26 protein-coding genes, 1 tRNA gene, 1 pseudogene and 1 riboswitch are annotated in these 20,340 nt (G+C 64.4%); of the genes and pseudogenes, 16 read left to right on the forward strand and 12 right to left on the reverse strand.

What is annotated here, in order from left to right; genetic code table 11:
• Positions 1-25: 25 nt before the first annotated feature.
• A complete protein-coding gene (locus U5A58_RS21565; RefSeq protein ID WP_321962955.1) occupies positions 26-664 on the reverse strand; it encodes a peroxiredoxin in 639 nt (212 codons plus the stop codon).
• Positions 665-1,025: 361 nt separating this feature from the next.
• On the opposite strand from U5A58_RS21565, the gene U5A58_RS21570 reads away from it, so the two are divergent.
• The 3 genes from U5A58_RS21570 to U5A58_RS21580 all read left to right on the forward strand — a co-directional run bounded on the left by U5A58_RS21570 (position 1,026) and on the right by U5A58_RS21580 (position 2,416).
• A complete protein-coding gene (locus tag U5A58_RS21570; RefSeq protein ID WP_007584918.1) occupies positions 1,026-1,328 on the forward strand; it encodes a DUF883 family protein in 303 nt (100 codons plus the stop codon).
• Positions 1,329-1,534: 206 nt separating this feature from the next.
• On the forward strand, positions 1,535-1,921 hold the full coding sequence (locus tag U5A58_RS21575) for a phage holin family protein (RefSeq protein WP_321913799.1): 387 nt from the start codon (positions 1,535-1,537) through the stop codon (positions 1,919-1,921).
• Positions 1,922-1,936: 15 nt separating this feature from the next.
• Positions 1,937-2,416, forward strand: coding sequence for a DUF3318 domain-containing protein (locus U5A58_RS21580; RefSeq protein ID WP_321962956.1), 480 nt, complete (start codon positions 1,937-1,939; stop codon positions 2,414-2,416).
• Positions 2,417-2,445: 29 nt separating this feature from the next.
• Here the strand turns inward: U5A58_RS21580 and U5A58_RS21585 are convergent, their stop codons facing one another.
• The 7 genes from U5A58_RS21585 to glyA form a co-directional block, all read right to left on the reverse strand.
• A complete protein-coding gene (locus U5A58_RS21585; RefSeq protein WP_321962957.1) occupies positions 2,446-2,877 on the reverse strand; it encodes a type IV pilin protein in 432 nt (143 codons plus the stop codon).
• Between the two features lie 20 nt (positions 2,878-2,897).
• Complete coding sequence (locus tag U5A58_RS21590) at positions 2,898-3,434, reverse strand: hypothetical protein (RefSeq protein WP_321962958.1); 537 nt, start codon at positions 3,432-3,434, stop codon at positions 2,898-2,900.
• A complete protein-coding gene (locus U5A58_RS21595) occupies positions 3,431-4,228 on the reverse strand; it encodes a PilW family protein (protein ID WP_321962959.1) in 798 nt (265 codons plus the stop codon). The genes U5A58_RS21590 and U5A58_RS21595 overlap by 4 nt, the downstream gene beginning before the upstream one ends.
• On the reverse strand, positions 4,225-4,653 hold the full coding sequence (locus tag U5A58_RS21600; protein WP_321962960.1) for a hypothetical protein: 429 nt from the start codon (positions 4,651-4,653) through the stop codon (positions 4,225-4,227). Before U5A58_RS21600 ends, U5A58_RS21595 begins: the two co-directional genes overlap by 4 nt.
• A complete protein-coding gene (locus tag U5A58_RS21605; protein WP_321962961.1) occupies positions 4,650-5,186 on the reverse strand; it encodes a GspH/FimT family pseudopilin in 537 nt (178 codons plus the stop codon). The genes U5A58_RS21600 and U5A58_RS21605 overlap by 4 nt, the downstream gene beginning before the upstream one ends.
• Before the next feature lie 157 nt (positions 5,187-5,343).
• Positions 5,344-5,826, reverse strand: coding sequence for a transcriptional regulator NrdR (gene nrdR / locus U5A58_RS21610; RefSeq protein ID WP_321913792.1), 483 nt, complete (start codon positions 5,824-5,826; stop codon positions 5,344-5,346).
• Positions 5,827-5,841: 15 nt separating this feature from the next.
• Complete coding sequence (glyA, locus tag U5A58_RS21615; RefSeq protein ID WP_321913791.1) at positions 5,842-7,089, reverse strand: serine hydroxymethyltransferase; 1,248 nt, start codon at positions 7,087-7,089, stop codon at positions 5,842-5,844.
• Between the two features lie 160 nt (positions 7,090-7,249).
• Positions 7,250-7,387: riboswitch (ZMP/ZTP riboswitch) on the reverse strand.
• Positions 7,388-7,584: 197 nt separating this feature from the next.
• Between glyA and ydfG the strand changes: the two genes are divergently transcribed.
• The 10 genes from ydfG to U5A58_RS21665 all read left to right on the forward strand — a co-directional run bounded on the left by ydfG (position 7,585) and on the right by U5A58_RS21665 (position 14,797).
• Entirely contained in the window at positions 7,585-8,331 is a 747-nt protein-coding gene (gene ydfG / locus U5A58_RS21620) for a bifunctional NADP-dependent 3-hydroxy acid dehydrogenase/3-hydroxypropionate dehydrogenase YdfG (protein ID WP_321913790.1), read from the forward strand.
• Positions 8,332-8,399: 68 nt separating this feature from the next.
• A complete protein-coding gene (gene ybgC, locus U5A58_RS21625; RefSeq protein ID WP_321913789.1) occupies positions 8,400-8,894 on the forward strand; it encodes a tol-pal system-associated acyl-CoA thioesterase in 495 nt (164 codons plus the stop codon).
• A 154-nt stretch (positions 8,895-9,048) separates the two neighbouring features.
• A complete protein-coding gene (tolQ, locus tag U5A58_RS21630; RefSeq protein ID WP_028205324.1) occupies positions 9,049-9,726 on the forward strand; it encodes a protein TolQ in 678 nt (225 codons plus the stop codon).
• A 24-nt stretch (positions 9,727-9,750) separates the two neighbouring features.
• Complete coding sequence (gene tolR / locus U5A58_RS21635) at positions 9,751-10,197, forward strand: protein TolR (RefSeq protein WP_158758513.1); 447 nt, start codon at positions 9,751-9,753, stop codon at positions 10,195-10,197.
• Positions 10,194-11,195 carry a cell envelope integrity protein TolA gene (gene tolA / locus U5A58_RS21640; RefSeq protein ID WP_321962962.1) on the forward strand — a complete coding sequence of 334 codons (1,002 nt, stop codon included), beginning with the start codon at positions 10,194-10,196 and terminating at the stop codon, positions 11,193-11,195. The genes tolR and tolA overlap by 4 nt, the downstream gene beginning before the upstream one ends.
• Before the next feature lie 134 nt (positions 11,196-11,329).
• Entirely contained in the window at positions 11,330-12,622 is a 1,293-nt protein-coding gene (gene tolB / locus U5A58_RS21645) for a Tol-Pal system beta propeller repeat protein TolB (RefSeq protein ID WP_321913787.1), read from the forward strand.
• 18 nt (positions 12,623-12,640) lie between these two features.
• Entirely contained in the window at positions 12,641-13,147 is a 507-nt protein-coding gene (gene pal, locus U5A58_RS21650; protein WP_042266217.1) for a peptidoglycan-associated lipoprotein Pal, read from the forward strand.
• Positions 13,148-13,170: 23 nt separating this feature from the next.
• A complete protein-coding gene (ybgF, locus tag U5A58_RS21655; protein ID WP_321913786.1) occupies positions 13,171-13,920 on the forward strand; it encodes a tol-pal system protein YbgF in 750 nt (249 codons plus the stop codon).
• Positions 13,921-14,108: 188 nt separating this feature from the next.
• Positions 14,109-14,184 (forward strand) — tRNA-Lys (locus tag U5A58_RS21660).
• A gap of 166 nt (positions 14,185-14,350) precedes the next feature.
• The gene (locus U5A58_RS21665; protein ID WP_321913782.1) at positions 14,351-14,797 is read left to right on the forward strand and encodes a BspC domain-containing protein; all 447 of its coding nucleotides are present in this window, start codon (positions 14,351-14,353) and stop codon (positions 14,795-14,797) included.
• Positions 14,798-14,903: 106 nt separating this feature from the next.
• Here U5A58_RS21665 and U5A58_RS21670 read toward each other — a convergent pair whose 3' ends face one another.
• The 3 genes from U5A58_RS21670 to U5A58_RS21680 form a co-directional block, all read right to left on the reverse strand.
• Positions 14,904-15,494, reverse strand: coding sequence for a YceI family protein (locus U5A58_RS21670; protein ID WP_321962963.1), 591 nt, complete (start codon positions 15,492-15,494; stop codon positions 14,904-14,906).
• Positions 15,495-15,548: 54 nt separating this feature from the next.
• On the reverse strand, positions 15,549-16,136 hold the full coding sequence (locus U5A58_RS21675; RefSeq protein WP_321913780.1) for a YceI family protein: 588 nt from the start codon (positions 16,134-16,136) through the stop codon (positions 15,549-15,551).
• Between the two features lie 61 nt (positions 16,137-16,197).
• Positions 16,198-16,767 carry a cytochrome b gene (locus U5A58_RS21680; RefSeq protein WP_321962964.1) on the reverse strand — a complete coding sequence of 190 codons (570 nt, stop codon included), beginning with the start codon at positions 16,765-16,767 and terminating at the stop codon, positions 16,198-16,200.
• A gap of 112 nt (positions 16,768-16,879) precedes the next feature.
• On the opposite strand from U5A58_RS21680, the gene U5A58_RS21685 reads away from it, so the two are divergent.
• Together U5A58_RS21685 and U5A58_RS21690 are read left to right on the forward strand one after the other, a co-directional pair.
• Positions 16,880-17,809, forward strand: a complete 930-nt coding sequence (locus U5A58_RS21685) for a LysR family transcriptional regulator (RefSeq protein WP_321913778.1) — start codon at positions 16,880-16,882, stop codon at positions 17,807-17,809.
• Positions 17,810-18,121: 312 nt separating this feature from the next.
• Positions 18,122-18,502, forward strand: a complete 381-nt coding sequence (locus U5A58_RS21690) for a hypothetical protein (RefSeq protein WP_321962965.1) — start codon at positions 18,122-18,124, stop codon at positions 18,500-18,502.
• A 111-nt stretch (positions 18,503-18,613) separates the two neighbouring features.
• Here the strand turns inward: U5A58_RS21690 and U5A58_RS21695 are convergent.
• Positions 18,614-19,234 (reverse strand): annotated as a pseudogene (locus tag U5A58_RS21695) (ParB-like protein); the annotation flags it as partial.
• A gap of 287 nt (positions 19,235-19,521) precedes the next feature.
• Here U5A58_RS21695 and U5A58_RS21700 point away from each other — a divergent pair.
• Positions 19,522-20,337 (forward strand): mechanosensitive ion channel family protein, encoded by an 816-nt coding sequence (locus U5A58_RS21700; protein WP_321962966.1) that lies wholly within the window; start codon positions 19,522-19,524, stop codon positions 20,335-20,337.
• Positions 20,338-20,340 lie beyond the last annotated feature (3 nt).

Below are 20,340 nucleotides of genomic sequence, written 5' to 3' on the forward strand. Positions count from 1 at the left end.
TTTGTTTTGGCGTTAGCCGAATGGCTTACTTGTTCGGCTGCGGCGTCAAGCGCAGATACGGACGCAGCGCCTTGTAGCCCTTCGGGAACTTCTGCTTGATGACCTCTTCGTCCTTCAGCGACGGGACGATCACGACGTCGTCGCCCTGCTTCCAGTTGCCGGGCGTCGCGACCTGATAGTTGTCGGTGAGCTGCAGCGAGTCGATCACGCGCAGCACTTCGTCGAAGTTGCGGCCGGTACTCGCCGGATAGGTGATGATGAGGCGCACCTTCTTGTTCGGGTCGATCACGAAGAGCGAGCGAACCGTGAACGTCTCGTTCGCGTTCGGATGGATCATGTCGTACAGCGTGGACACCTTGCGGTCGCCGTCCGCGAGAATCGGGAAACCAACGCTCGCCGCCTGCGTCTCGTTGATGTCCTTGATCCATTCGTTGTGCGACTGGGCGCTATCGACCGAAAGTGCAATCGTCTTCACGTTGCGCTTCTCGAATTCGTCCTTGAGCTTCGCGGTCAGGCCAAGTTCGGTCGTGCAGACCGGCGTGAAGTCGGCCGGGTGCGAAAACAGCACGCCCCAGCTATTGCCGAGCCACTCGTGAAACTTGATGCGGCCAATGCTCGAATCCTGCTCGAAGTCGGGTGCGATATCGCCAAGACGTAGACTCATGGTGCGGTTCCTTTGAACGAGATGAACGGAGTTTGATCGACACGGCGCACGCGGCGCGTTGATCCGGTAGACGTTTACAACACCCAAGCATACAGGCCCTGATCGTGCCCCGCGAACGAACATCGGCTCACACCGGTATGAGTTTTTGTAATTTTGAGCGAGTTGAGGGAAACTTTAGGTGCCGGATCAGATCCATGACTCTCACCGCGCGCTGCTTTTGCGCGCGCCATCCACAACCCGTTCCACACGCGTTCGCGGGAACGGATCGTGCGAATTCAGGGTCGTGGCGGCGCGTCACGCTTGCCAGCGCCCGTATCTTTGTTACGATTCACGCGTGATGTGACACGATGGGAGCCAGTCAATGTCAGAAGTCAACAAGGAGAGGCTGATGTCCGATATCAAAACCGTCCTCGCGGATGCAGAGGACCTGCTCAAGCAGGCTGCGAGCGCTACGGGCGAGCGCGCTTCGGAATTGCGCGAAACGGCACTCTCGCGTCTGAAGCAGGCGAAGGAGAAGGCCGCCGACGTCCAGGTGGTCGTGGTCGAGAAAGGCAAGAAAGCGGCGCGCGCTACCGACGACTACGTCCACGAGCATCCGTGGGCGTCGATCGGCATCGCCGCCGGCGTGGGCGTGCTGGTCGGTCTGCTGATCAACCGCAAGTAAAGCGGCGCTTCCTTCGCCACGCGGGCGGTCTCAGGGCCGCTCGTGCGGCGCGGTCGTACAGCCCGCTGGCGGTGCTTGCCTGACGGCTTTTCTCGGGCGCGCCCCGCCGCGCCCATTGGTTTTGCCGAGCGATTCCGCCCGCTGTTTCTTTTTGCGCTTTTTCCTGCGCATTGCTCGGGCACACGCCTGCGCCACCTGCCATCGCCATGACGACAGACACCCACTCGCAGCGACACGAACACGGGCCGTTGCGCCGACTGCTCGGCTCCGCGTCCGCGATGCTACAGACGCGGCTAGAACTGATCGGCATCGAACTCGCCGAGGAGAAAGACCGCCTCATCGGCGTGCTCTTCCTCGGCCTCGCGGGAATGATGTTCGCCATGCTTGCGCTAATCGCGCTCACGGCGCTCGTTGCGATCGCCTTCTGGGACACGTACCGCTGGGAGGCGCTCGCCGGTCTCACGATCCTCTATGCGGTCGCGGCGATTTTCTGCGGCCTGAAGGCGCGCCGCGGCCTGCACACCGCGCCACTCGTGTTTCAGGCGACGCTCGAGGAATTCGAGAAAGACCGAGATGCCCTGCGCAACCCCTAGCCGCGAGCCGACGCCATGAACCAACCCCGACCGGACACCGCTTTTCGCCCCCGCGGCGGTCGTGCACACGACCTCTCGACGCCACAACTGCGCGCGCTGCGCAAGGAATTGCTGCTCGTGCGAGCTAGCGTCGAGCGCGCCGAAATGGCTGAAGCGCTCGTGGACATCCGCGCGACAGTCACGAATTTCAGCTGGCTGCGCTTCGTGGTGCCCGGCTTCGGTCGCTCCGGCTCCGGCTCCGGCGGCGGGGTGGCTTCCGGCCTCGGCAGCCTGCTCAAGGAATATCCGCTGGTCAGCTCGCTCGTCTCGCTCATTGTGGCGAAACCGCTGCGCACTAGCATCGTTTCGGCGGCGCGCCCCATCATCAAGTGGGGCGGCCTCGCCTTTACGGCCTGGGAGGCGTACCGCGTGTGGCAGCAGGTGCGGCGCCAGCGCGACACCTCTTCGAACCCGCCCGCCCGCACCAGGTCCGACGAAGACGATCTCACTGGCTGACTGCCGGCCATTGCGCAGTTCCCAGGCCTTCACCGGTCCCGCCAGCACGTTTGCATAGCCGCCGCGACAACACCGCCGCCTGCAGCATGATTGCTACGCGCGCCGGTTGCGTCGAGTACGAACGCGCCGCAAGCGTCGCCGCGCATCGGGCCGGTTTCCACAGGATCGGCCGCGATGGCGTAGCCGCCGTTGGACTCGTCTGCGGGCAACACGCGCAAGCGGTAGATGGGCGTACCCGTCGGCGGCGCCTGGTCGAATCCCGCAGGCAATGACGCCATCGACGCGCTCTGCGTATCGACGAACTGCGCCGCCCGATAGAGCGCGGCGACAGCGTCGATGCGATGTCCCCGTGCGATCTGCGCGCTCCATCCCGGCAACGCGAAGGCCGCGACGATCGCGGCCACCGCCAGCGCGATGACCAGCTCCAGCAGTGTGAACGCGCTGTAGCGATTGCTCTTCACCTTTCCTCCCGCTTGACTTGTCAAAACGGCCTCGCGACGACGTGACGCCAGTGATGCTCGACGCGCGTCTCGTCGCCCTCGGCTTCGATGGTCAACTGGTTCTGCAGCCAGCTTTGTGTGTCTTCCGATGCGCCAAACCCTCGCGCTGTGACGAGATACGCGCGCGCCAGCGGGCGGCTCTCGATGCGCCAGGCTTCGACGAAGCATTGCGGCGCGCGCACGGACCCAGGCCAGGCGGCAACGGGTGCGATGGCCTGCCGCTCGAAGCTGTCCTGCCGCCGCCAGGCTTGCGGCTCGCCGGGCTGCGTGGCGGCCGCAGGCGCGGCCAGCGAGCCATTCGCCAGCGCACGCGAGCACAACACGAGCGCGGCATCGGCGGCATGGAAGGACTGCAGATGATCGGCTACAGCATCTGCGTTGCGCCGCGCGAGCAACGCTGCCTCGAACCATGCCGCCGAAGTCACGAGCATCATCGCGACGATGAGCAGCACGACCGGCAGCGCGACGCCACGACGAGCGGCGCGTCTGCGGCGCTTCACGCGAAGGTGCACGCTCATGACGTTGCCGGCAGAACGTTACGCAGCACGACGTGCCGCCAGAACGCTTGCCGCGCTCGCCCATCGGCGCCGACTGCCTGCATGCCATCGCAATCGACATAGCGCACGCGCCGGGAAAGGAGCGCGCCACGCACCAGCACGCATAGGTCGACCGCGACGACCGCAGCCCATTGATCGCGCGTGAGCACCGAAGCTTCGACCGCCTGCGCCGCGCCCGCCGTCCAGTAGCGCAAGCGCAAACGTTCGACGCCCTCGACAAGCGGCTGCGCCGTGCCGACCTTTCCGGAGCCCTCGCAATAAAGCTCGGTCTCACCGGTTGAGCCGCTCACCTTGGCGTGATAGCGGTTCACGATTTCGACGCCCGCTGCGCCAACCGCCTGCCCAAGGCAGTCGGTGATCTGGCCGTTCGCGGCGGGCCACGTCGAGATTCCGTCGCCTTGATAGCGCACCGCCAGCCCATCGGAGCGGCTCGACAGCGACTCGCAGGCAAGCGCGGCATCGGCACCGCTCGGTCGCCCGGCAGCGCAGCCGAAAATTGCAGGACCGGCAAGCGGCGAGCGCGCATCGGCTGCGGTAAAACCGGCCATCTGGATCTGCTCGCCGATCAACATCAATGCGTTCATGCCGGCCTCGTGGATACGCACGGCATCGCTCGCCAGCGCGTAGGCCTGGCGCTGCGTGCGGTAGGCCGAGAGCGCGCCCAGCGTCACCACGAGACCGAGCGCCACGGCAATCGTCAGTTCGAGCAGTGTGTGGCCAGCATGCTGGCGTGCATACGCGAGACGCTTACTCATCGCAGAAATGCCAAGGCGACGCAGGCGCGCCCTGCGGGCGCCGTTGCATCGAGACATGGCGCGACCCGCGAGGCCGCAGCCGAACCTGACGCTGCGCCGAACGGTGTCGCCGCCCAACTCACAGACGCGATCGATGCGTCTCCGCCCGCACTCGACGTGGTCAGCTGCCCTTCCGGCACAAAGCTCGCCGTCAGCGCCTTCCATCGATCGATCGGGGAGCCAGATGCGCCTGCCACGCGTGCGGCTTCGGCGATGGCGTCAGCGGCAAACACCGCGCGTTCGCGCGCCGCTGCCAGCTGCGCATGCCGGGCCACCCCGAGCTGCGTGCTCATCAGGCCGAGCCCGCACATCGCCATGACGCCGAGCGCGATGGCAACTTCGAGCAGCGTCGATCCGCGCACGCCACGCTTGCTGGCCCGGCTCACGACGCACCCGTGCATGCGCCGTCGCTCACGCGTGCCCGGCCGCCCGCCGCGATGCGTATGCAGCGCCGCCAGCTCGCGCCGCGCTGCGCAGCCGACGTGGTCCGCGGGGCGAACTCGAAGTTGCGCAAGCTACCAATGGTTTGCCCCGCCGGCGGCGAAAAAGTGATGGCGGTGAGCCCCGAAGCCACGGTGATCGAGTCGAGCGCCGGCTGGATGCGCAAAGGGATATACGCGCCCGCGCGCTCGATCATGACGGCCCAACCGCATGACCAGTCGGCGCTACCGGACGGACACGCCTTAGCCGCCGCCAGGCAATTGCGCGCAGTATCCACGCGGCAGACGGTAATGCGCGCCTTGCGCCGTATTGCCTCGTTGCGCGCGTAGGCAAGCGTGCCGAGCATGGCGTTGGCGCGTGCGTCGACCTGGTCGCGCACGCGCCACGCGGTGAAAACAGGCGTGGAAATCGTTGCGCAGATCGCCAGCAAGACGATGACGACCATCGTCTCGACGAGTGTGAATCCTCCGTGCCTCATCAGCAATCCTCAGTTTGAGCGGATTGCCATCAATCTACGGACGAACAGGAAACGAAACAATTAGCCGAACGGCTAGCTGGTGCGCGCAGCGTCGGCTCGCGAGAATGCAAGCGTTACGACAGCGGCAAAGCGGGAGGGAAGAAGAATGCGAATGCGCTCAGCGCTTTTTCGTGGGGTTGTTGGCAGCACCCGCACGGCGGAATTCCTCGATCACGTCTTCGAATTCGGAGACGTCTTCGAAGCGTCGGTACACCGAAGCAAACCGGACGAACGCGACCTTGTCGAGTTCGCGCAATTCGCCCATCACGAGCTCGCCAAGGCGCTCACTGCGCACTTCGCGCTCACCGCTGCCGAGCAATTGATATTCGATACGGGCAACCGCCGCGTCGATCGCATCGGCCGCAACCGGGCGCTTGCGCAGCGCCAGTTGCATGCTCGCCATGATCTTGCGGCGGTCGAATTCCGTGCGGCTGCCATCCTTCTTGACGATAGACGGCATCGCCAGCTCGACCCGCTCGTACGTCGTGAAACGCTTGTCGCAGGCCGGGCAGCGGCGGCGGCGCCGGATCGCGGCGCCGTCTTCGGACACGCGCGAGTCGACGACCTGCGTGTCTTCGTGCCGGCAAAAGGGGCAGCGCATGGCCTATCGCGTGGTTTAGCGGTAGACCGGGAAGCGCTTCGTCAGCTCAGCGACCTGCGCCTTCACGCGCTCGATCGTGGCGGCGTCTTCCGGATTGTCGAGCACGTCGGCAATCAGGTTGCCCACCTGCTCGGCTTCCTTCACGCCAAAACCGCGCGTCGTCATGGCCGGCGAACCGAGGCGGATGCCGCTCGTCACAAACGGCTTTTCCGGATCGTTCGGAATTGCGTTCTTGTTCACCGTGATGTGCGCGCTGCCAAGCACGGCTTCAGCTGCCTTGCCGGTAATGTTCTTCGCGCGCAGGTCCACCAGCATCACGTGGCTTTCCGTGCGGCCCGAAACGATGCGCAGACCGCGCTTGACCAGCGTTTCCGCCAACACGCGAGCGTTCTCGACCACTTGCTGCTGGTAGGTCTTGAATTCCGGCGAGAGCGCTTCCTTGAACGCCACGGCCTTACCGGCGATGACGTGCATGAGCGGACCGCCCTGGATGCCCGGGAAGATGGCCGAGTTGATCTGCTTCTCGAACTCCGCCTTCATCAGGATCACGCCGCCGCGCGGGCCGCGCAGGCTCTTGTGCGTGGTCGTGGTGACGAAGTCGGCGTGCGGCACCGGGTTCGGGTAGACGCCCGCAGCGATCAGGCCCGCGTAGTGCGCCATGTCGACCATGAAGTACGCGCCAACCGCCTTGGCAACCTTGGCGATGCGCTCGAAGTCGATACGCAGCGCGAATGCCGACGCGCCAGCGATGATCAGCTTCGGCTTCGTTTCGTGCGCGCGCTTTTCGAGCGCTTCGTAGTCGATGTCTTCCTTGGCGTCGAGGCCGTAGCTCACGACGTTGAACCACTTGCCGCTCATGTTCAGCGCCATGCCGTGCGTGAGGTGGCCGCCTTCGGCGAGGCTCATGCCCATGATGGTGTCGCCCGGCTTGAGCACGGCGAAGAACACGCCCTGGTTGGCCTGCGAGCCCGAGTTCGGCTGAACGTTCGCGGCTTCCGCGCCGAACAACTGCTTCACGCGGTCGATCGCGAGCTGCTCGACGATATCCACGTATTCGCAGCCGCCGTAATAGCGCTTACCGGGGTAGCCTTCGGCGTACTTGTTGGTGAGCTGCGAACCCTGCGCGGCCATGACTGCGGGCGAGGTGTAGTTTTCCGACGCGATGAGCTCGATGTGCTCTTCCTGGCGGCGGTTTTCGAGTTCGATCGCCTTGAAGAGTTCGGGATCGACGTTGGCGATGGTGCTTTCGGCTCTGTCAAACATACGGATTCCGTTAAGTGTGTTCAGGTTGACCGGGTCTCGCGCGGAACGCGTAGCGGGTACGCGGCGCTGCTGGCGAAGAGGCCAGCCTTGACGTGGCGGAAGGAGGTGCCGCACACGCGAGGCAGGACAGCCCCCGCAGCGCTAACGAAAGCGCGCGAAATCAGGCTGCCCAGGCGAACGGCAAAACGGCACCCTGCGCTTCACGGTGGGTCGTTCCACCTTGAGTCCCTTATTGCGGGCAGATCGCTACCGCTATCGCCGCTATTTCAGGACCCTATCGCCAGTCACGCAGGGATTGAGCGCGTTAGTGTATTGGAACGGCAGGGAATAGGCAACCGCCCACACCCCGTGCGCCCGGGCGCCCCGCGCCTGCTGGCGCGACGGCCGGTGGTACCGGCGATGCGGCCCTCGCGCGTTCTGTCCCTTCCTTGCCGCAACGCGGCATTGGAAGTAGGCTTTCCGCTTTCCTCGCCTTCTACCGACCAGGGAGCCACCATGATCGTTTTCGTCACCGGCGCATCCGCAGGATTCGGCGCCGCCATTGCGCGGGCCTTTGTCACGGGCGGACATCGCGTCGTCGCCACGGCCCGCCGCAAGGACCGCCTCGACGCGCTCGCCGCCGAACTCGGCGACGCCCTTCTGCCCATCGAGCTCGACGTACGCGACCGCGCCGCGGTCGAAGCCGCGCCCGGCGCGCTGCCGCCCGAGTTCGCCGGCGTCGACGTGCTGGTCAACAACGCCGGCCTCGCGCTCGGCGTAGAACCGGCACAGAAGGCCGACCTCGACGAGTGGGAAACCATGATCGACACCAACTGCACGGGCCTCGTGCAGGTCACCCACGCGTTTCTGCCCGGCATGATCGCGCGCAACCGCGGCCACATCTTCAACCTCGGTTCCGTGGCGGGCCGCTGGCCGTATGCGGGCGGCAACGTCTACGGCGCGACCAAGGCCTTCGTGCGCCAGTTCAGCCTGAACCTGCGCGCGGACCTCGCGGGCACCGCGCTGCGCGTGACCGACATCGAGCCGGGCCTGTGCGGCGGCACCGAGTTCTCGAATGTGCGCTTTCGCGGCGACGACACCAAGGCGGCCAACGTCTACAAGGACGTGCAACCGCTCACGGCCGAGGACATCGCCGACTCGATCTACTGGATCGCCACGCGCCCCGCACACGTGAACATCAACACGATCGAATTGATGCCCGTTGCCCAGACATTCGCCGGCCTCAGCATCCATCGCGGCTAAAATTACCTTACAAATTTTATACTTACGTCAGTCGTACGAAAGACGTTGGGGCCGCGCGTTCCGGTAGAATGCGCGGCATGGAAAATTCGACCAGCAAGCCGGACGCCGCGTCGTCACCGGCCGGGCGCGGTTTTACGTGGCCGATACGCGTCTATTACGAGGACACCGACGCCGGTGGCATCGTGTTTTACGCGAATTACCTGAAGTTCTTCGAACGCGCGCGCACCGAATGGCTGCGCGCGTGCGGCGTCGATCAGCGTCGGCTCGCCGAGGAAACGGGCGTGCTCTTCGTCGTGCGCAGCACTGCGCTCGACTACCGTTCGCCCGCGCGCCTCGACGACGTCGTGACCACCGTCAGCCGCGTCGAGAAGCTTGGCCGCGCCTCGGTCGACTTCATGCAGGAAGCGTGGCGCGAGAACACGCTGCTCGCCACGGGCACCATTCGTGTCGCCTGCGTCGACAGCACAGCCATGCGCCCCGCGCCCATTCCGGCCCCCGTTCATGAAGCCTTGCTACGTGGGCCACAGAAAGACCTGTACGCCGTGTCAACGGCAGTGCAGTAATTACCGTTGATACGACGCCAGTGAACTCGCGCCGGTCAATGCAGGACCAAGCAGGGTTCGGCCGCGACGGCGCGAGAGCTTCCCAACCGCCTACAGGAAGCCTTGCGTTGTCTTGCAGCCGCTCGCCCCTTTCGGGACGTCACAACGAACCTATATGAACACTACACAAGATCTGTCGATCATTTCTCTCGTTCTTAATGCGAGCATACTGGCACAGGCGGTGATGGGGCTTCTTCTGCTCATGTCGCTGATTTCCTGGACCTTCATCTTCCGCAAGTGGTTTGCGATCCGCCGGGCGCGCTCCCAGACAGAGCGCTTCGAGCGCGACTTCTGGTCAGGCGGCGACCTGCAGGCGCTCTATCAGAGCGCAGCCAACAACCGCCACACGATCGGCGCGCTCGAGCGTATCTTCGAGTCGGGCATGCGCGAATTTCTGAAGGCGAAAGAAAAGCGCCTGAACGATCCGAGCCTCGTGCTCGACGGCGCCCGCCGCGCGATGCGCGCCGCCTTCCAGCGCGAGATGGACGCGCTCGAGGCGAATCTCTCGTTCCTCGCCTCGGTCGGCTCGGTCAGTCCGTACATCGGTCTTTTCGGCACGGTCTGGGGGATCATGAACGCGTTCCGCGGCCTCGCCAACGTGCAGCAGGCCACGCTCGCGAACGTGGCGCCCGGCATTGCCGAAGCGCTGACGGCGACCGCGATCGGTCTGTTCGCCGCCATTCCGGCGGTGGTCGCGTACAACAGCTACGCACACGACATCGACCGTCTGGCGATCCGCTTCGAAACCTTCATCGAAGAGTTTTCGAACATCCTGCAGCGTCAGGCCCACTAATCGTCACGAAGCAAGGAGTCGAAGATGGGAGGCTCAGTCCGTTCGAGCATGCGAGGCAGCCGCTCGCGCCGTGCGATGGCCGACATCAACGTCGTGCCGTACATCGACGTGATGCTGGTGTTGCTCGTGATCTTCATGGTGACCGCGCCGCTCGTGGCGCCGTCCATCGTCAATCTGCCGACCGTCGGCGGCGCGTCGCAGCAGCAGCAGGTGCCGCCCGTCGTGGTCAACATTCGCCCCGACGGCAATCTGAGCGTACGCTACAAGGATGACTCCGGCGCCACGCAGCAGGAAACCATGACGCGCGCCGATCTCAACGGCTTCGTCGCCGATCGCGAGCAGAGCCATCCGGACCAGCCCGTCGTGATCGCCGCCGACAAGTCCGTCAAATACGAGACGGTGATGAACGTGATGTCCGACCTGAAGTCGCACGGCGTCAAACGTGTCGGACTGCTCGTCAAATCGCAATGACCCGGAAGAAAGATTCGTATCCGCTGCAGCCTCCGCGCGAGCGTGGCACGGGACGTGCTATCGCCCTCGCGGTGATCATGCACGCGCTGCTCGGTCTGTTCCTCTATCACGGCATCCACTGGCAGAACAGCACGCCGGCGGGTGAAGAGGCGGAACTGTGGACCGAAGTGCCGGACCTGTCGGCGCCGAAGCCGCTGCCGCCGCCCGCGCCGGTCGCCCCTGCCCCGCCGCCGCCGCAAACCGAGGACGCCGACATCGCGCTGCAACAGCAAAAGCGTAAGGAACAGGAAGCGCAGCGCGAGGCGCAATTGGCCGAGCAGCAGCGTCTGAAAGCACAGCAGGAAGCCGACGCGAAACGCCAGCAGCAGCTCGCGGCCCAGCAGGCTGCGCAGCTCGCCGCGCAGCAAAAGGCGCAGAAGCTCAAGCAGCAGCAGGAACAGCAACAAGCCGCGGCAGAGAAGCAAAAGCAGCAGCAACAGCAGCAAGACGCGCTCAAGAAGCAGCAGCAGGAAGAAGAGCAGCAGAAGCAGGCGAAGCTCGACGCGCAGAAGAAGGCCGACGCCGAGAAGGCGGCCAAGGCGAAGGCTCAAGCCGATGCCAACGCGAAGAAGCTCGACGCAGACCGCCGCGCCCGCATCGCGCAAATGCAAGGCTCGATGGGCGGCGGCGAAGGCACAAGCGGCAATGGTCTCGCGAAGAGCGGTACCGGCAGCGGTTCGGGCGGGAATGCGACGTCGCCAGGCTATGCGGAGAAGGTGCAGCGGCGTGTGCGGCCGAACATCATCTGGTCCGGCGAGACGTCAGGACTGGAGACGGTTGTTGCGGTGCGTTGCTCGCCGACCGGCACGCTGCTTTCGGCGCAGATACAGCGTAGCAGCGGCAACTCGTCGTGGGATGACGCCGCGCTACGAGCGGTCCAGCGTTCGGATCCGATGCCGCTCGATACGAACGGCAAGGCGCCGTCGAGCTTTTTGATCACCTTGCGCCCGGCGGGCTAACCGCGGCCGCAAGTCAGAGAAAGGTTGAGGAAAGCCGGCGCGCAACAGCGAAACAAGGAACGATTCGAACGAATTCGGGTCAGTCTGCTGTTGCGCGATATGACAACATTGCTTTTTTCAGGAAATATCACAGCATGACATTGATGACGAAGCTTGGCCTGCGGACCCTCGTCGCGTCCTGCCTGATCACGGCGGGCGGCGCGGCGAACGCACAACTCAACGTCCTCGTCACCGGCGTGGGCTCCACCCAGTTCCCGATCGCCACGGCTAATTTTGCCGGTGAAGCGAATTCGCCCGAACAGGTCGCGGCCATCGTGCGCGCCGACCTGCAACGCAGCGGGAAATTCACCAACATCGACGCAGGCAGCGCGCCGATTTCGGAAAACGACTCCGTCGACCTCGGCAGCTGGAAGGCCAAGGGCGCCAATGCGTTCGTGGCGGGCAGCGTGAACAAGCTCGCCAACGGCCAGTACGAAGTGCGCTTCAAGCTCTACGACACCGTGAAGGGCGAAAGCCTCGGCGGCCTCGTGCTCACGAGCCCCGCAAGCGGCCTGCGCATGAGCGCGCACAAGGTTTCGGACTACATCTATCAAAAGCTGCTCGGCGACCGCGGCGTGTTCGCCACGCGTCTTTCGTACGTCATCAAAACGGGCGGCCGCTTCCAGCTGCAGGTTTCGGACTCCGATGGACAAGACGCGCACATCGCGCTCTCGAGCCCCGAGCCGATCATCTCGCCGGCCTGGTCGCCCGACGGCACCAAGGTCGCTTACGTCTCTTTCGAAAAGAAGAAGCCGATCGTCTACGTGCATGACCTGCCTACGGGTCGCCGCGTAATCATTTCGGACCAGAAGGGCAACAATTCGGCGCCGGCATGGTCTCCCGATGGCCGCACGCTCGCGGTAGCACTGTCGCGCACGGGCAACACGCAGATCTTCGCCGTCAATGCCGACGGCTCCGGCCTGCACCGCCTCACGCAAGGCACGACGATCGACACCGAACCCAACTTCTCTCCTGACGGACGCTCGATTTATTTCACGAGCGACCGCGGCGGCCAGCCTCAGATTTACAGGATGCCGGCCCAGGGCGAAAGCACCGGAGCGGCACAGCGTGTGACGTTCACCGGCAACTACAATACGAGCCCGAAGGTCAGCCCGGACGGCAAGCAACTGGCGTACATCTCACGCACGGGTGGCGGATTTAAGCTGTACATTCAAGATCTGCAGTCCGGTGTCGCCACGGCGCTCACTGACACGACACATGACGAATCGCCCAGCTTCGCGGCGAACGGTCAGTACATTCTTTACGCCACACAGGTGAACGGCCGTGGCGTGCTGGCTGCTGTATCGACCGACGGTCGTACGCGGCAAATCCTGTCCGTTCAGGGCGGCAGCGTACGCGAGCCGTCCTGGGGTCCTTTTATGCAATAACACTTCAGGAGAGCAAAAATGATGTCGAAGAAAGTACGCCTGGCCTTGGCCGTTTTGATGATCGGTGCCCTGGCAGCGTGTAAGTCGGGTGTCAAGGAAACGAACCCGAACGCAGGCGCGATGAACACCCAGCCGAACCCGAACGCGGTCGCCCAGGTGAACGTCGATGAGCTGAACAACCCGAACAGCCCGCTCGCCAAGCGCAGCGTGTACTTCGATTTCGACAGCTACGCCGTCAAGGACGACTACCAGTCGCTGCTGCAAGCTCACGCACAGTACCTCAAGACGCACCCGGAACGTCACGTCCTGATCCAGGGCAACACCGACGAGCGCGGCACGAGCGAATACAACCTGGCGCTGGGTCAAAAGCGTGCTGAAGCAGTCCGTCGCGCCCTCTCGCTGATGGGCGTGCCCGATTCGCAAATGGAAGCTGTCAGCCTCGGTAAGGAAAAGCCGGTCGCAACGGGCCACGACGAAGCATCGTGGGCGCAAAACCGCCGTGCTGACCTCGTGTATCAACAGTAATTGAGCATTGGATGAAGGGGCGTATGTCGCACCGTTTCTCCCCGCTGCGCGTAGCCGCAGCCGCCTGCGTGGCTGGCGTCGCCTTTGCGGCGCTGCCGGCTCACGCGGGTATCTTCGATGACGATCAGGCGCGCCAGGCGATTCTCGACCTGCGCGCGAAAACGGACAGCTTGTCTAACCAGCTGTCCGCCGCTCAACGCACGATCCTCGACCAGTCCAACCGACTCGACCAGCTCAACCAGCAGGTCGCAACGTTGCGCGGACAGAACGAGGACATGGCGAACCAGTTGGCAACCCTGCAGAAGCAACAGAAGGACTACTACACGGATCTCGACACGCGACTCAAGAAGTTCGAGCCGCAGCAGGAGACCGTAGACGGCGTGCAAGGCACGGTTCAGCCGGGTGAAATGGAAGCGTTCAACGCCGCTTCGCAGCAGTTCCGCAACGGCGACTTCAAGAACGCGGCAGCATCGTTTCGCAGCTTCATCGCGAAGTTCCCGCAGAGTCCTTACCAGCCGACCGCGCAGTACTGGCTCGGCAACGCGCTCTATGCGCTGAGGGACTACAAGGGATCGACCGCGACGTGGCAGAACGTCGTCAGCAAGTACCCGCAGCATCCGCGCGCGCCGGAGGCGCTGCTGGCCATTGCGAACAATCAGATCGAGCAGGGGCAAAAGGCTGCAGCCAAGCGCACGCTCGAGCAGGTCGTTTCGCAATACGGCAACTCGGATGTCGCCCAGACGGCGCAGAGCAAGCTTTCACAGCTCAAATAAGCGCTGCTGGCTGGTTTTGGCGTGATGTGGCACTGGCGTATTGCCGATGCCGCGAAATGCGCCTCTCGCGTACAAGGAAGGCCCGGGGCACGGCGTGCTCCGGGCCTTTTCTTTTGCACTTTCCTTTGGTTTCGTGGCGCAGTAGTTGACGCCTTGACCATACGCCGCTATAATCCCGCTTCTCTTTTGGGTCGTTAGCTCAGCTGGTAGAGCAGCGGACTTTTAATCCGTTGGTCACAGGTTCGAATCCCGTACGGCCTACCAAAGAATCAAACGAAAAGCCCAGTCTCCGGACTGGGCTTTTTGCTTTGCAGCGCATGGCAATTCGCAGGCAACTGGCCTTGAGAGCCTCAGCGCGCGGCCACCGGCCCAGCATGTATACTCCCCCCTCCCTCGCCGTCCCATCCCCTGCTGCACAGGCCACGTCCTCATGAAGTTCACGACCCTTGCCTGCGCCCTGCTCGCGCTTTTCTGGCTCAGTCTGCGCGTTCATGCGCAAGTCCAACCGCAACCCGAAGACTACGAATACCTGCGCCGCATTCGCGTGCCGGACGCCGTCGTCAATTGCGTCTCCGCGCTCGATCAGTGGGTGCGCAAGGCGCAGCGCTACGATTCGCTGCTCGTGCCCGACCGCCGCGCGCTCTCGGCGAAGATCGAGCAGCCCGCGCCCGGCAATGTCACGCCCGCGCCCGCCGCAAGCGATGCGCTCACGCCTGTCACATCCGTCGACACGTTGATCCACCTGCACGCCTTCGCCAAGGTACGCGGCAAGTACGCCTGGGTCCCCGTGAAGGCCACCTGCGGTATCTGGCATTCGCACGTCGTCGATGTCGCGCTGTCGCCGCGCAGCACGCATGCAACGTCGCCCATCCACTGACGATACTTCGTCGTCCTTATTGCTGCATGCAACAAAAAAGCCCGTGCGCCAACAACGCACGGGCTTTTTCGCATCGAGCGAGGCGCGGCCCATGCCGCGCGCTAACTCAGTCTGCCTTGACGCCTTCCACCTGGATCTGCAGCGTCGTTGCCGTCTTGAAGCCATACGACTGGCCCCAGTTCACGCCGTAGTCCGCGCGGTCGAATTGCGCCGATGCGTCTGCGCCGCACACTTCACGCTTGAGCATCGGGTTCTGGAAGCACTTGAACGAGTCGATCTTCAGGTTCAGCGGCTTCGTCACGCCGTGCAGCGTGAACGTGCCGATCACTTCCACGGGCTTGTCGCCGTCGAAGCGGATCGACGTGCCCTTGTAGGTGGCCGTCGGGTACTTGGCGGTGTCGAGGAATTCGGCCGAGCTCACATGCTTGTCGAGCTGCGAGTTGCCCGTATCGATCGACGATGCGTCGATCGTCACGTCCACCGTGCCCGTCTTCGCCGCGCGGTCGATCGTGACCGTGCCCGCGCTCTTCGTGAACTTGCCGCGCCACACCGAGACGCCGCCGAAGTGATCGGCTTCGAAACTCGGATACGTATGCATCGGGTCAATGTTGTAGGTCGTAGTGGCCGCGAACGCGGGCGTGGCGACGAAAGCGGCGAGCGAGGCGGCAACGGCCGCGGCGAAAATCGTGGTCTTCATGAATCGATTCCTGGTGCGAGAGAAACTGGATGAAAAAATGATGCCGCTCGCGCGTCAGTGCGCGGCGGACACGATGTGAAACTTGATCTGCACGTCGTCGGCGACGATCGAGGTGTCCTTCCACTCGCCCGAGCCGATGCCGTAGGCGAGGCGCTTGATGGGCAGCGCGCCGTCGAACACCTGGTTGGCGCCGTCCTTGCGGTATTGCACCGGCACGACGACGTCGGTCGTCTTGCCCTTGATGGTCAGCTTGCCGGCCACCGTGAACGCGCCGTTCGCGCCCGGCTTGATTTGCGTGGAGACGAAGGTCGCGTGCGGGAAATGCGAGGCGTCGAACCACTCGTCGCCGGCGACTTCCTTGTTGTATTCCGGCGCGCCGATGTCGAAGCTCGACACTTCGACGTCGAGCTTCGCGCTCGATGCCGCGACGTTCGCCGGATCGAAGCGCACGTCAGCGGTGAAGTGATTGAAGCGCCCTTCGACCGGCACGTTCATCTGCTTGAACACGGCGGTGACGGAGTTCTTGGCGGCTTCGGCCGCGGCGTTGGCGCTGGTGGCGAAAGTCGTGGCGAAAGTCGCGCCGGCGGCGAGCGCCGCGCCGAGCGCGACGACGGAAGCGGTATGGGCAAGACGTTGGATCATGGGCTGTCGGTCCAAGGTGGGAGGCATCGGAAAATGGATTCGGCGCGCACGCGCCGCAAGGTCAGTCGCGCGGCGTGCCGAACGGCAGCATGCGCGAGAGGATGTTCTGGCGGTCGATCAACTGGTGCTTGATCACGGCGAGCACATGCAGCACGACCACGGTGAGCAACGTGTAGTTCAGCGCGATATGCACGATGCGCAGCACACCCTTGAGCGCGGTGTCGGGGCCGATCAGCACGGGCAGCGGCCAGATGCCGAGGTACACGACCTGAATGCCGGCCGCCGAGCTATACAGATACCCCGTCACCGGGATCGCAACCATCAGCACGTAGAGCGCGGTGTGGCCGAGATGCGCGGCGAGCCTTTCCCAGCCATGCATGGAGCCGGGCAGCGCGGGGGCGGCGTGCGTGACGCGCCAGAGAATGCGCACGAGCACGAGTGCGAGCACGGTCACGCCAATCCACTTGTGCCACGAGAAGTAGCGCAGCTTCGTGGGCGTGATGCCGGGAATGTCGGTCATGACCCAGCCGAGCGCAAAGCCCCAGACGATCAGCGCAGCGATCAGCCAGTGCAGCAGCATGGCAAAGCCGCTATAGCGGCCGGCGGGCTTGACGGAAGGGTTCATCGGCATACGACTCCAATATTCGAGGTGTGCACTTTACCCGGCCAAACCTATTCAAACAATCGTCTAAAATGGATGGTTATCATCCACTTTTTCGATAGATCGAAAAGGACCGTATCTCGTGGACCGCACCTCGGACCGCTCCCCTAGTCTCGAGCAGCTTCGCGCGCTGATCGCCGTCGCCGAAACCGGCAGCTTCTCGGCGGCGGCGCGCCAGCTCGACCGCGCCCAGTCGGTGGTCAGCTATACGATCGCCAATCTCGAGGCGCTGCTGGGCGTCGCACTGTTCGAGCGCGGCAAGCGCAAGCCGGAACTTACGGCCGCGGGCCGCGCGATCCTCGCCGACGCGCGCCGTCTCGATCTGCTCATGGGTCAGCTTAACGCCAAGGCGGCCGGCCTGCAGAGGGGACTGGAAGGCGAGGTTTCGCTGGCCGTCGACGTGATGTTTCCGTCGCAGCGGCTCGTCGAAGCGCTGCAGGCGTTCGCGTTCACGTTTCCCACCGTCGCACTGAATCTCACCATGGAGGCGCTTGGCGGCGTGCTCAAGCTCGTGCTCGACGGCGATTGCGCGGTGGGCATCAGCGGGCCGAACCACAACTGGCCGCATGTGATCGAGGCGCAGTCCATCGGCACCGTGGAGCTCGTGCTCGTGGCCGCCCCCTGCCATCCGCTCGCCAAGGCGGAGCATCCCGTGCGTATTTCGGATGCGCGCGAGCACACGCAGCTGGTCCTCACCGACCGAAGCCGCCTCACCGAAGGCCAGAACTTCGGCGTGTACAGCAATCGCGCATGGAAGCTCGGCGACCTCGGCGCCAAGCACCGGCTGCTGCTCGCGGGTCTGGGCTGGGGGTCGATGCCGAAGCATCTCGTGGAAGCCGATCTCGAAGCCGGGCGGCTCGTGCGCGTCGCGCTCGCGGACCGGCGCTCGGTGAGCTACAACATCTCGCTGATCCATCGCACCGACGCCGCACGCGGTCCCGCCAGCGAGTGGCTCTGCCACTACCTGACGCAAGGCACGCCGCCGCAAGCTGCGCTGCCCGACGCGCGCTAATTGTCAGCAGCGAGCCAACTTCGGGCCATCGTCGGCCCAACGGCGCCTCAGCGATGCGCCTGCGAGTTGCAAGAACGCAACCCCGCGCACGCCTGACAATGCTTCACAAACTCTCGCGAGCCGCGTCGCGCCGGGCTCGCGCGACGACGGGCACTGACTTCGCGCCATCGACCTTCGTCTGCCCGCATTTATCGAGATGGACCTCCATGCCAGGATCGCGCCACCGCTCGCCGGGAGCGTGGGCATACGCACCGCCGCACGCCCCGAACACCCAGCGCGAGCTTTGCCTCACGCGCCCGGTCACTTCGCATCATGGTCAACTTCATCTGCTTTCTGCTCTGGAATCTCGCCTTGCTCTTCGCCGTGCGCGTGGGTTGCTGGCTCGTTGTCTGCGCGCGGCCCGATCTCACGCTCAATGGCACGCGCATCTTCGTCGGCTTGATGGCGATTGCACTCGCGTTCGACACGGCGGTCACCTTCCTCGTGTTCGCCAGTGCCGGTGGGTCGTGGCAAGCGCACAACCCGAGCGAGACCTACCCTGATCGCGCCTTCGCCTACGCGCTCGCCGCGTTGATGGCACTGCTGCTCGCGCGGCATGCGCGCCGGCAGGACGCACGCCGGGCGCACCGCGGACCGGCTGGCGCGCAGGCAATCGAAACGTCGCCCTACAGCGAATCGACGCTTCCGATGTAAGGCGCGCCGCCCGCTTCAGCTCTTCTTGACCTTGCCGGCCTTATCCACCTTCGCCACCTTCGCCACCTTGGGCGCCTTCCCAGTCGCCCCCGCCGGCACGCCGGCCGCCGCGGCTGGCACCACCCCCGACCAGCCCGGCAAGTAACGCGCTTCGGGATCGTGCGCGTGCGAAAGCGCGTCGGCGAGCGCCGCGTCGAAGTCTTTGCGCAAGCGCGTTTCGGATACCTTACGGCGCAGATAGTCGGCCCACAGGAATTCGCTGAACGGTGTCGTGTCCTTCGCGTAGCCGCCCGACGTGCGCAACTCGCCCGCGAGGCTGCGATACGGATCGTCGGCGAGACCCAGGAGCTGCTTGGGTAACTGCTCGAATTCGCAGCGCTCGCCCGAGGCATTGAACGGATGCACCCACTGGTTGTGCTCCATCATGCGCCAGAAGATCGTGGGCTCGAGCCACGAGAGATCCTTGAGCACCGTCACCCGCACGCTTTCCACCGATTCTTCGAGCCACGCGCGGCCAAGGTGGTGGTGATCGACCACGTAGTAGCGCGACTTCGGCCCGAGCACGGCGGGAAACCAGTGCGAGTCGATGGCCGCCGCGCGGCCTTTCTTGTCGAGCGCCTGCCAGTGCGCGCGCTTGGCGTTCACCTCCCGAAAGCCCACCGTGATCTGCGTGGGACGAAGCTCGTCGAGCTTTACGGTGATGAGATGGAGATCGGTGTTCTGAAGGTTCATGGCGGGCCTCCTTTTTGGTGCGGGTCAGTGTCGGTGTCGATCGCGCAACGATACAGCCGAACGGCCATGCACGCCGCATCGATTGAACGCGCGCTTCGTGCTGCGTGCGCGGGGTCAACCCTTCAAGCCGCTGGGCACGTTGGATGCGCGCTTTTTTCAGTTCGCCTATAAATGCTCCGAGGGACAGACGGCGCCAGCCACGACACGCGCCGCGCTCCCCGCCACTGTCGGTTGCACGTCTTTTCCGGCTCGATCAACGGCAATTCCACGGCACAAGCGAGGGCATTTTGGATCTCGAAACCATCCGCGTATTCATCATGACCCGGGGCATCGACTTCGGGACCAAGGTCGTCGCGGCGATCGCCCTGTGGATCATCGGGCGCTGGGCCATCAACCTCGTCGCCGGTTTGCTGCGCAAGGTGCTCGCGCGCAACGAGCGCGTCGATCCCACGCTCGCGCATTACCTCAGTTCAATCCTCGCCGCCGTCCTGAACCTGCTGCTGGTCCTCGCGATCCTCCAGGTGTTCGGCGTGCAGACCACCTCGTTCGCGGCGCTCCTCGCCGGTCTTGGCCTCGCCATCGGCACGGCGTGGGGCGGCCTCCTCGCGCATTTCGCGGCTGGCGTGTTCATGCAGGTGCTGCGGCCGTTCAAGGTGGGCGACTTCGTGACGGCCGGGGGCGTGACGGGCACCGTGAAGGAACTCGGCATTTTCGGCACGACCATCATCTCGCCGGACAACGTGGTCAACATCGTCGGCAACAACAAGATCTTCTCGGACACCATCTCGAACTACAGCGCGACGGCCGTGCGCCGCGTCGAGCTGACCGCGAAGATCGCCAACGGTGTCGATCCCGTCGATGCCGCCAACCGCCTGCGCGCCGCCATCGCGAAAATTCCGAACGTTGCGCAGGAACCGGCGGCCGATGTCGAGATTCTCTCGTTCACGCCCGAAGGGCCGCTGCTGGCCGTGCGGCCCTACACGAACAACGACACCTACTGGCAGGTCTACTTCGACACCAACCGCGCGATCGTCGAGACCTTCAAGGACGCGGGCTACCCCACCCCCGAAACGCCTTCGATCATTCGCCGCGTGGGCACCTAGCCC

It is taken from the genome of Paraburkholderia sp. J7 (assembly GCF_905220155.1).
Classification (GTDB): Bacteria; Pseudomonadota; Gammaproteobacteria; order Burkholderiales; family Burkholderiaceae; genus Paraburkholderia.